The sequence below is a fragment of the Candidatus Erwinia dacicola genome, assembly GCF_001756855.1.
GTDB classification, from domain to species: domain Bacteria; phylum Pseudomonadota; class Gammaproteobacteria; order Enterobacterales; family Enterobacteriaceae; genus Erwinia; species Erwinia dacicola.
Map to the genome: position 1 here is coordinate 1 of NZ_MAYS01000017.1, position 5,520 is coordinate 5,520.

Annotated in this window: 5 protein-coding genes, 1 other RNA gene and 1 pseudogene; 3 read left to right on the forward strand and 4 right to left on the reverse strand. The window is 56.3% G+C overall.

The genetic code is table 11. The annotated features are described in order from the left end of the window. Positions 1–197: 197 nt before the first annotated feature. The 4 genes and pseudogenes from dolP to BBW68_RS00365 all read right to left on the reverse strand — a co-directional run bounded on the left by dolP (position 198) and on the right by BBW68_RS00365 (position 3,705). On the reverse strand, positions 198–770 hold the full coding sequence (dolP, locus tag BBW68_RS00350) for a division/outer membrane stress-associated lipid-binding lipoprotein (RefSeq protein WP_070133533.1): 573 nt from the start codon (positions 768–770) through the stop codon (positions 198–200). Positions 771–779: 9 nt separating this feature from the next. Further along, on the reverse strand, positions 780–1,370 hold the full coding sequence (gene diaA, locus BBW68_RS00355; RefSeq protein ID WP_070133537.1) for a DnaA initiator-associating protein DiaA: 591 nt from the start codon (positions 1,368–1,370) through the stop codon (positions 780–782). An 18-nt stretch (positions 1,371–1,388) separates the two neighbouring features. Continuing rightward, on the reverse strand, positions 1,389–1,781 hold the full coding sequence (locus BBW68_RS00360) for a YraN family protein (protein ID WP_070133534.1): 393 nt from the start codon (positions 1,779–1,781) through the stop codon (positions 1,389–1,391). Next, positions 1,739–3,705: pseudogene (locus BBW68_RS00365) on the reverse strand (penicillin-binding protein activator). The gene BBW68_RS00360 and the pseudogene BBW68_RS00365 overlap by 43 nt, the downstream one beginning before the upstream one ends. 62 nt (positions 3,706–3,767) lie before the next feature. On the opposite strand from BBW68_RS00365, the gene rsmI reads away from it, so the two are divergent. The 3 genes from rsmI (at position 3,768) to BBW68_RS00380 (ending at position 5,380) form a co-directional block, all read left to right on the forward strand. Then, complete coding sequence (rsmI, locus tag BBW68_RS00370; RefSeq protein ID WP_070133535.1) at positions 3,768–4,628, forward strand: 16S rRNA (cytidine(1402)-2'-O)-methyltransferase; 861 nt, start codon at positions 3,768–3,770, stop codon at positions 4,626–4,628. 36 nt (positions 4,629–4,664) lie between these two features. Further along, an RNA gene (rnpB, locus tag BBW68_RS00375) (RNase P RNA component class A) lies at positions 4,665–5,044 on the forward strand. Between the two features lie 153 nt (positions 5,045–5,197). Continuing rightward, complete coding sequence (locus BBW68_RS00380) at positions 5,198–5,380, forward strand: hypothetical protein (protein WP_070133536.1); 183 nt, start codon at positions 5,198–5,200, stop codon at positions 5,378–5,380. The last annotated feature ends 140 nt before the right edge of the window (positions 5,381–5,520 follow it).

Consider the following 5,520-nt stretch of genomic DNA (forward strand, 5'->3'; position numbering starts at 1 on the left):
TCATCGTAAGATTGCCGAACTCAAACACACGCTCAACACCAGAGGGCGAAAATTTCTGGGCTATCGCTCTCCCAATGAGGTATTCGCCAGCTTCAAGGCGGTGGCGATGGATAGTTTAAGCCGGTTATAGGTAGTTATTCAGCACCAACGCAGATCTGTTGTAGGGGCCGCCCTTTTTTCTGGTCAGCCCGTAAATCTTATTTCAAAATGGTAAACGCGGTGGTGACGTGCTTCACGCCGCTTACCCGGCTGGCGATATCCGCTGCTGCTTTCGCTTCTGAATCCGTCACCAGACCCAGCAGGAACACTTCGCCATTCTCAGTGGTCAGTTTCACATTCGACGATTTCACCTGATCGCTACCCAGCAGCTGTGAGCGCACTTTGGTGGTGATCCAGGTATCTGAAGACGCCGTGCCGAAGCTGACTTTGTCGCCGGTACGGATCTCATTATACACCTCGGTTGCGCCATCCACGCCCACGGCGATCTGTTTCGCACGCAGCGCCAGATCGGCACTCGGTGATTGCCCGGTCAGCAGCACATTACCCTGATATGCGGTGGCAACAATATGAGCGCTCTGTTTGATCTGCTCATCTTTCGACAGCGCGTTAGTGACGCGCAGTTCTAATGTGCCGTCATCAAGCTGCGTACCAACGGAGCGCGGGTCAGTGGCTGATTTAGTTGCCACGGCCGCACTGCCAACAACCGCCGCGACACAGCCCTGTAGCATCAACGCGGTAAGGATAACTGCACATGCAGATAATGCCTTCATTTAAGCTCCTTAAACATCCTGGTGGGGAAACAAAGTGTTATCTATTAAATCGCACAGACAATTCACGGTGAGCATATGCATTTCCTGAATTCTCGAACTGCGGTGGGAAGGAATGCGGATCTCCACATCCTGCGGACCCAGCAGACCGGCGAGCTCGCCGCCTTCGTAGCCGGTCAGGGCGATAATTGTCATATCGCGGGTGACCGCTGCCTCTACGGCTTTGACAATATCACGGCTATTACCGCGCGTTGAAATTGCCAGCAGAATATCGCTGGCATGGCCTAAAGCGCGCACCTGCTTGGCGTAAATTTCTTCGTGCAGGCGGTCATTACCAATTGCCGTTAGTAGCACGTTATCCGCGCTCAGCGCAATGGCGGGCAGGCTTGGGCGCTCGGTCTCAAAACGGTTAATCATACTGGCAGTAAAATGCTGGGCATTGGCGCTGGAGGTTCCATTGCCACAGCTCAGTATTTTGTTGCCATTAAGCAGCGACTGTACCATGGTCATTGCTGCACGTGAAATGGCATCCGGCAGCGCTTCTGCCGCCGCGATTTGTGTTTGAATACTTTCCGTAAAACAGACTTTGATTCTTTCCAGCACGTCATTCACCTAGTCTAGTTATTCTGCTGTAAACGCATTGGGTAACCATTCCACCTGCTCGCCGGTGATCGCTACCACATCAAAACGACAGTCGGTGGTGTCAAAACTTTGCCCGTGACCATTAAGCCACAGCGCTACTGCACGCAGCAGCTTCAGCTGTTTACTGCAAGTGACGCTGGCCGCCGCGCCGCCAAAGCGGTCACTGCTGCGGTAGCGCACCTCGACAAATACCCACGTTTTGCCGTCGCGCATGATCAGGTTAATTTCGCCTGAGCGGTAGCGCACGTTAGCGGCGACAAAACGCAGGCCTGAAGTTTCCAGCAGGCGGCAAGCCTGACGTTCACAGCTTGTCCCTTGCTGCTGCCAGCTTAGTTGGTCGGAACGATCTGTCCCTGACGATACTGGTTCCATACTAACTTCCTGTTAATCACGCAGTCCTGGTCCGCGCTCAGACTGCCGGTGTCGCCCTTAACCTGGAAGCCCGGCAGCGGGCGCATCTCGTTAAAGTGGTTTGCCAGTGTCCAAGCATCAATGCCCATCGCGTAGAGGAGCACCAGCGAGTAGTGGTTGTTAAACATCTTCGCCGCCTGCTGCATCAGCGCCGGGTTGGCACCGGAAAGCAGCGGTGCATCGCTAAATTGCAGGCCATCCACTTCCAAACGGTAGTCCGGGCTGCCGCCGGCCTGATAGCTGCGCGAGCCAGCATACAGGCCCACATTATTACGGCTGCTGACGCGCATGGAGAGCATCGGCTTAATCAGTGCCAGTTCATCCTGCGTGGCGACGATATACACCGAATCAACGCTACTGCCGCTGGTGGTGGTCATTGGTTCAGCAACCGGGGTCGGGATCGTCAGGCCGCCAATGGTGACACCCGCGGGCTGTTCAGGCTGCACGTTAACCGGCGTACCGCTCAGACGGATACCGGCACCGCTGTTGATCCTCTGCTTCAGCTCTGCGGTCGAACCAAACTGCTGCTGCACGGTGCTGCCGCCCAGCTTCTGCCACTCAGCGGCAAAGGCTTTATTTACGCGGTTGCCGAGCGAGCTGCGCGGAACCAGCAGCAGCGGTGTACGTTCGCTATGGTCCCACATATGATGCGCGGCATCACGGGCTTCGTCTTCAGGAAGAAGCGCAAAGTAGCAAATATTCGGATGGTTCTGGATGGTTTCCGGTTCGTTAAGCGCCAGAACGTTGAGGGTCGTCTGGCTAGCTGCCAGCTTTCGACGTTGCTTTTCAGCAGCGGGCCGACAACAAGCGTAGCGCCATCTTTTTGCGCCAGCACCAGCACCTGCTCAATCGGCTGGCTGCTGGTATCATAGACCTGCACCTGCATGCCGCTGGACGGCGGCGCGGTTTCTACGCTGTTGGCCGGCGCGGACTGCGGCTGCACGTCCTGTAGCTGCGCAGCGGCAGCAGCCTGCGGGGCTTCAACCGGTGACGCAGGTGCAAATCCCTGTACCAGCACGCCGTTTTTCGCGTCGTTAAAGCCTTTCTGAATTGCGTTAGCAAACACCTTCGCTTGGCCGCTCAGCGGCAGCAGCAACGCGATTTTTCCGGTGGAAACGGTCTGGAAGCTCTGCACCTGGCTTAGCGCGGTGGGCAGCATTTTTGCCGCCGGATTATTCGGATAGCGCGTCTGCCAGTCGCGGATCCCGGCTTTCAGCATATCCGGGTCGCTGTTATTGGCTTTGTAAACGCCGTAAAGATCCAACCAGCCCTGCAGCACGTTTTCATCCGTGTTGATGTTCAGGCTGTTGATCTGCTCAGGCGTCATCTGGGTTAGCGCTTGCCAGGTGGCATCAATTTTCTTCTGCTTGTCTGCTGGGTTGGTCAGCAGCGGCTCCTGGGCAATAGCAATATAGGCGCGCAGCACTTCCAGCAACGGACGACCTTGGCTGGCGGCGATCAGCAGCTGGTAGTAGCGGGCCTGCTGATCTTTCGACAGACTCGCGATATCAACCTGCTTCAGCTGGTCAGCGGCGGCGGGCAGATTTTGCTGCATCACGCTGAACTGAGCCTGCAGCAGCTGGCGCTCCTGCTGCTGGGTGGCGTCGAGATTTCGCAGCAACTGGGAGAACTGATCGCTCGCCTGCGGCACCTTGCCTTCGTTCAACAGCGCTCTGATTGCAAGTAATTGCCAGCCAACCTTGTTATCATCTGCGCTTTGCTGCATCTGTTGCAGGTAACAGTCAGAGGTGCCGGTTGCGGCTCCCTGCACATTCGCCTCGGGCGTTTGTGGGGCCTGGTCGGTACATCCGGCAAAAATCAGGGCGGCCAGCAGAAGCGGTACCGTGCGTAGCGCTTTGCGCTGAAAAACTTTCAAAGGAAGCATACTGTATCCAGTGATGTTTTTTTCAAGATGCTCAATATTAAATCGGCAATTCGGATGAAACAATGAAACAACACGATCAGGCAGATATTTCTGCCAGCACGCTCTATATCGTTCCCACACCCATCGGTAATTTGGGCGATATCACCCAGCGGGCACTGACGGTGCTTGCGAGCGTCGATCTGATCGCAGCGGAAGATACACGTCATACCGGACGGTTGCTACAACATTTCGCCATCAATGCACGCCTGTTCGCACTGCATAACCATAATGAACAGCAGAAAGCGGAAGTGCTGCTGGCGAAGCTGCGCGTAGGGCAGAGCGTGGCACTGGTTTCTGATGCTGGTACGCCGCTGATCAACGATCCCGGCTACCACTTGGTGCACCTGTGCCGTGAAGCGGGGATCCGCGTGGTGCCACTGCCGGGTGCCTGTGCCGCGATTGCCGCGCTGAGCGCAGCCGGCCTGCCGTCGGATCGTTTCTGTTACGAAGGGTTTCTGCCGTCGAAAAGCAAAGGCCGCTGCGACACGCTGCGCGCGCTGGAGCAGGAGCCGCGCACCATTATCTTCTACGAATCCACCCACCGCCTGCTCGACAGCTTGAAGGATATGGTGACGGTGCTGGGTCCCGTGCGCTATGTGGTGCTGGCGCGTGAAATCACCAAAACATGGGAGTCGATCCACGGTGCGCCTGTGGGGGAGCTGCTGGCCTGGGTGCAGGAAGAAGAGAACCGCCGTAAAGGTGAGATGGTGCTGATTGTTGGAGGCTATCATCAGGCGGAAGAAGAGGCGCTGCCGCCGGAAGCGCTGCGTACTTTGGCGCTGTTGCAGAGCGAGCTGCCGCTGAAGAAAGCTGCCGCACTGACCGCCGAGATCCACGGCGTGAAGAAAAATACGCTGTATAAGTACGCTGGAGCAGCAGAGTGAGTGACAACTTGGTGAAAACCCTATAAACTTCGCGCCGAAGCTGACCAGACAGTCGCTGCTTTGTTGCCGTCCTCCTTCGGGTGAGACAGACAGAGGGGAGGAAAGTCCGGGCTCCATAGGGCAGGGTGCCAGGTAACGCCTGGGGGGCGCAAGCCCACGACCAGTGCAACAGAGAGCAAACCGCCGATGGCCCACGCAAGTGGGATCAGGTAAGGGTGAAATGGTGCGGTAAGAGCGCACCGCGCGGCTGGCAACAGTTCGTGGCACGGTAAACTCCACCCGGAGCAAGGCCAAATAGGGGTTCACCAAGTACGGCCCGTATTGAACCCGGGTAGGCTGCTTGAGCCAGTGAGCGATTGCTGGCCTAGATGAATGGCTGTCCACGACAGAACCCGGCTTACCGGTCAGCTTCGAACTCATTCAATAAAAAAAACCGCTCCGGCGGATTTTTTTGTTTTGCTGCTCTGAACCGGTAGGGTCGAGGCCTGCCTCGACCGGGTGTTTATGGGGCAAACAGGAAAGCGGCTTACCGGTGATATTCTACAGCAGCTGGCAGACGATAACTAGGCGTGCCAGCGTTTGATGTCGCCCAGCGCGCACTAAAACTGCTGCTGGGCGCAGCTGACGCGTACGCGACCAAGTGGAATACGCGTCAGGTGGCGCACCGTCACCTAGCTTTCCATCGACACCAGCCACTTGCCGTCAGGGATCTCAGTCCAAGCCTGCTCGGCAATCCACTGGCGCTTGCCTGAAGCACACTGTCCGGCACTTCTTTTGCCCCACTCTGGAAATCGATTTGTAGGCTTAAGCTAAAACTCCTTGTTATTTCACTTTTAGTAAAAATAAAATTTATATTGTGGAGTTGTGTGATTTTACTAGGCTGTGTCCCTTA